At 53.8% G+C, this 3985-nt stretch carries 6 protein-coding genes; 3 read left to right on the plus strand and 3 right to left on the minus strand.

The genetic code is table 11. The annotated features are described in order from the left end of the window. Positions 1–392 precede the first annotated feature (392 nt). Both CYD26_RS24545 and CYD26_RS24550 read right to left on the minus strand, forming a co-directional pair. The gene (locus CYD26_RS24545; protein ID WP_158240145.1) at positions 393–737 is read right to left on the minus strand and encodes a type II toxin-antitoxin system RelE/ParE family toxin; all 345 of its coding nucleotides are present in this window, start codon (positions 735–737) and stop codon (positions 393–395) included. Beyond that, positions 724–996, minus strand: coding sequence for a type II toxin-antitoxin system Phd/YefM family antitoxin (locus CYD26_RS24550; protein ID WP_102053898.1), 273 nt, complete (start codon positions 994–996; stop codon positions 724–726). Before CYD26_RS24550 ends, CYD26_RS24545 begins: the two co-directional genes overlap by 14 nt. A gap of 752 nt (positions 997–1748) precedes the next feature. On the opposite strand from CYD26_RS24550, the gene CYD26_RS24555 reads away from it, so the two are divergent. From CYD26_RS24555 to CYD26_RS24565, 3 genes are read left to right on the plus strand one after another with little or no spacing between them, the layout of a single operon-like run. Next, positions 1749–2297 (plus strand): hypothetical protein, encoded by a 549-nt coding sequence (locus CYD26_RS24555; RefSeq protein ID WP_102053899.1) that lies wholly within the window; start codon positions 1749–1751, stop codon positions 2295–2297. Further along, a complete protein-coding gene (locus CYD26_RS24560) occupies positions 2294–2482 on the plus strand; it encodes a hypothetical protein (RefSeq protein ID WP_102053900.1) in 189 nt (62 codons plus the stop codon). Before CYD26_RS24555 ends, CYD26_RS24560 begins: the two co-directional genes overlap by 4 nt. A 31-nt stretch (positions 2483–2513) precedes the next feature. Further along, positions 2514–2915: an entry exclusion protein 1 gene (locus CYD26_RS24565; RefSeq protein WP_256588075.1), complete on the plus strand. Its 402-nt coding sequence runs from the start codon at positions 2514–2516 to the stop codon at positions 2913–2915. Between the two features lie 75 nt (positions 2916–2990). Here CYD26_RS24565 and CYD26_RS24570 read toward each other — a convergent pair whose 3' ends face one another. Beyond that, on the minus strand, positions 2991–3653 hold the full coding sequence (locus tag CYD26_RS24570) for a hypothetical protein (RefSeq protein WP_102053901.1): 663 nt from the start codon (positions 3651–3653) through the stop codon (positions 2991–2993). Positions 3654–3985 lie beyond the last annotated feature (332 nt).

Genomic DNA, 3985 nt, shown 5'->3' on the forward strand with positions numbered 1-3985 from the left:
TCAAACACATCGTTTGAGCACTCATTTTTAACCATACAAACCCCTCCGGCATGACCGAGAGGGGTTTTTTTATAACCCATCATGCGGTTTACAGCCCTGAACCTGATTACCCGCAAGCGAAGCGCGCAGGAGCGTAGCTCAGCACCGTGAAGGAGCGAAGCAGCCCTACTAGGACTTGAGGTTTTACACGGTCTCAGAAGGGCGCACAGTGACTGGAACGGTGCCGATCTTTGATCAAACCCGGTACAGATTGCTGAGCAGCATGAGACAGAAGCTGAATGCACACAACGGCGGGGCAATGCCCGCACAAAATCTCACTCTGGTGGACTTTTTGTGCGGTGCATGTGTACAGGGCTCAGACTAGTAGCGGACGCTGAGCCTCAAACGGGGAGTCATCTGTCGAACATCAAGCAGTAGTGAATAAGCTGCTCTTCGACGCTCTGTCGTTGACCCAGTATCAACCCCATGACGACCAACTGTTCATCCTCATAGCACTCGTATAGCAATCGATAACCTTCATGGTTTAGCTCTCGATAGCGAGTAATGCCTAGAAGACTTGCTTGGGGGCTTACTGGGTAAGCAAATGGGTTTTTTGAGAGCAAAGCCTCAGCCGAGGTGATCAAGCTGGAAAGCTTTTTCTCTGCACCGTCGAAACCTATGTACGGTTCGAGGTGGCTAATCTGGGAATACAGACTCTGTTCTGCAGTTGTAGCGTACTGGATTTCAAATGTTGGCATCATTTTCCTCTTGATATCGATGGCAACGCTGGGCCAACCGACTCAAGAGGGTAGTACCTGAAATAAGCTTTCCTTGCTCTTTGTCACGGGATGAAAACGCTAGGAGTTTTATCAAGGCAATAGCCTCATCTCTGCGTTTACGTTCTGCGTATGACTCGATCACATAGGCTGGAAGGCCATTTTGAGTAACTACCATTGGTTCGGAAAGATCCAAGGTCGCGGCGTTTTTTTTGACGTAGCTGATAGTTTCGACTCGCATAAGTCGGTACCTCTAGGTTTTAAAACAAGCTCACCCGGGCCTCGCACGGAGGTTCAAAACGGGGCTGGTCCAAAAAAGGACTCAGACTAATTATAGTCTAAATTTGGTCCAATCAAAACATTTATCACTTTTTATTTCTGGGGATCAAACTAGCGCAAAACTCTTCAGGTACAGGCGGCCTATGGCCGCCCCGGCGCTATGCGCCGGTTACGGAGGTGGCTGCACCTCCGTGGTCAACTAATGGCAGTTACCCACCGGCTGCGCCCGTGGATAACTGCCGCTATGGCGTGGCTTAGCGATCTGCACTGACGCGCTTCGCTTGTCGGGTCCCCTGCGCTGCGGCGGCTTCGCCCCCTTCGCTCGGCGACCTGGGCTTCAAAAAGCGCCTTTTTTACTTCTCGTAGGAACAGGAAAAGCACGGTGGTGCTTTCACCACCGAGGCCGGCGGCTGCCTTTATGGCAGCCTGCAAGGCCGCAAGCGGTGGCGCCGTAGGCGGCACCACCTAGCTGCTGGCATCGTCCGGGCGGGCGCTCCTAAAAGAAAAAGAGGGCGCTTTCGCGCTTGAATGGCTGAACGCCAGGAAATACGTGGCTTACAGCCATTTTTTGAGCCTCTCGATATGTTCACTCTAGAGTGAACATATATGTTCACTCAGCTAGTGAACATTTACCGTCTGAGTGAACATCTTGTGCGCGCATGATGTTCATATATACTGAACATCATGTTCACTTAGCCGAACGGATATGTTCACTTGAAACAGATCAGAAAAGACCCTGCTGATTTCGCCATGTTGACCCGTGGCTACATCCGTGACATCCGGGAGCTTTCACGGCGTAGCCCTTGTGCTTTCCAGGTCTTCATGCTGCTGACAGAGCGCATGAATAAGACCAATGCGATAGTCATCAGCCAGACCACCCTCTGCCAAATCCTCAACTACGGCAGGACGGCGATACACAACGCAATTCGCCTGTTGGAGTCCGAGCGGTGGCTCCAAATCGTGAAGATCGGTACAGCTAACGGCTATGTCATCAACTCCAAGGTGGTCTGGCGGGACCACAGCGGCAAGCGCTACGCCTCGTTCTACGCGGAGGTTGTAGCCAGTGAAAGCGACCAGGGAAGGCCAGTTGAGGACTGGGATAACGTCGAGCTACGGCACGTCCCTATCCTGCAGGCTGGCGAGCATCCCATCTCGACAGGGGAGATACCTCCACCAGACCAAGCGGAACTGTTGCCGCTTACAAGGGACGAGGTACCACGTGTGAGAGATCCTGACGCTCTGGGCAAGGAAACGGATCAGTGACCCTAAACGAAGTGCGGCAGCGCCTCCGCGACCTCGGTGCGTTGATCAACGAGATGGAGAACATCTTGGACGAAGGCACAGACGATGCGCCGCTCGCTTTCTTCGAGGCGTGCGAGGAGGTGCAGGGTCAAGTGACACAGCTTATGCGCGCAACCTTCATCGCCGCCCAGAGCAGGCATGAGTAAAGTGGCACACCCCATCAAGGAGACGTGACATATGGCTTGGCACACCATTCAGGAAACGCAGAAACTGACCGGCAAGAGCCGCCGCACGCTCTACCGGGACATGGCCGCAGGCCGCTTGTCCTGGGAGCCAGAGGGCGACAGCGGGCGCCGACTGGAGACGTCCGAGCTGATCCGTGTCTATGGCGAGCTGAAGCCCCTGGCACAGCCAGAACCCGAAAAAACGGCACATGGCGACACTGGCCTTGGCACACATAATACGGCCCTAATCCTGGCCGAATTGAAGGCCCTGCGAGAAGAAGTTGCTGAGCTACGCCAGGCTATGCGCCTGATCGAGCACAAGCCGGATTTGGCACAGCCTGACACACCTAAAAGTGTGCCTAACGACAAGCCAACGCCTTGGTGGAAACGGCCATTGTTCACGCGACAAGGGTAAAAATCGGTACTGACCTGAGAGCCCTCCGGCCAGCGTCAATGCCCAGAATCCTCAAACACCACCTCCTACTAGGTCCTAGTAATTATTTTTCAATCGAATCGAGGTGGTTAAGCCTGCTTGGGCATTTTCTTTACGCAGATCATCCAGTGTCACCGTCGGATCTGAAGATGCAGCCGCAGAACTTGCGCAGCCTCCTGGGCCTGATGAGCAGATTTTGTGGATCACCAGGTTCGTCTTGGCCATGTCTACGACGCTCTGTCCGGAGTCTGTAGTAAATGCCTTCGACGCTACGGTCATGTTGTTGGCAACCCCATTACCGACTACGCCTGGCGAACTGCATGAGTTTAAGGCTGCGCAGGTAGCTACGGTTATTGCGACTGATGCACCAGAAGTCAGTGCAGCGCCTAAGCCTTCACCCTTATGCGACTCCTTGTACTCTGAGGCCGGCCCTGCATAGATCTCTTTGATCGAAAAGGTGACGTTTGCATTACCAGTGACCACGTTGTATTTCGCTTTTTTAAGGGCCGCGATCAGGTAATTCGCCATTTCGGTATGGGTGTCAGTCGATATGACCTTCACTGAGCCACTCCAATTTTCCTGCAATCGCGCATTAAGCAAGGCGGACTGAATACGGACTGGCCCATTGTCGACGAGTACAGGTTTCTCGGCCCCCGCACATCCGGCCAAACTGCCGAGCAAAACGGTAAGAGGTATGACAGCGGAAAGCATTTTGAGCATATTTATAGCTTCCATATTGCTGAGGCCGCTGACAGCTCCATTAACGGAGCCAAGATCGACGGCAAAAAATGCTGGAGTGGCTGCTAAGCCGCCGTAAGCAAAGGTATATGCCGCGGAAAACTGGTGAAATGTGCCATCGTTAGTGGAAACCTATTTCACAGCCTGAAGCCCCCGTAAACACTGGGCCGGAAAACGCCCAAATGTGCCATCGTTAGTGAATCGCCGCGCTTCCCGGGGAGAAGCGCAGATCAGTGCCAGGGAACGCCCGTAAGCTTCGAACTCAGCCTCGCTTCACAGGGGCAGGGCGGACGATGCGCTTGATTCGCCGCGCA

Source organism: Pseudomonas sp. FFUP_PS_473, from assembly GCF_002858665.1.
GTDB lineage: Bacteria > Pseudomonadota > Gammaproteobacteria > Pseudomonadales > Pseudomonadaceae > Aquipseudomonas > Aquipseudomonas defluvii.

Coding starts and splice junctions, on each gene's coding strand:
- CYD26_RS24570 (WP_102053901.1), bottom strand. CDS start 3,653: ATGCTCAAAATGCTTTCCGCTGTCATACCTCTTACCGTTTTGCTCGGC.
- CYD26_RS24550 (WP_102053898.1), bottom strand. CDS start 996: ATGCGAGTCGAAACTATCAGCTACGTCAAAAAAAACGCCGCGACCTTG.
- CYD26_RS24565 (WP_256588075.1), top strand. CDS start 2,514: ATGGCTTGGCACACCATTCAGGAAACGCAGAAACTGACCGGCAAGAGC.
- CYD26_RS24545 (WP_158240145.1), bottom strand. CDS start 737: ATGCCAACATTTGAAATCCAGTACGCTACAACTGCAGAACAGAGTCTG.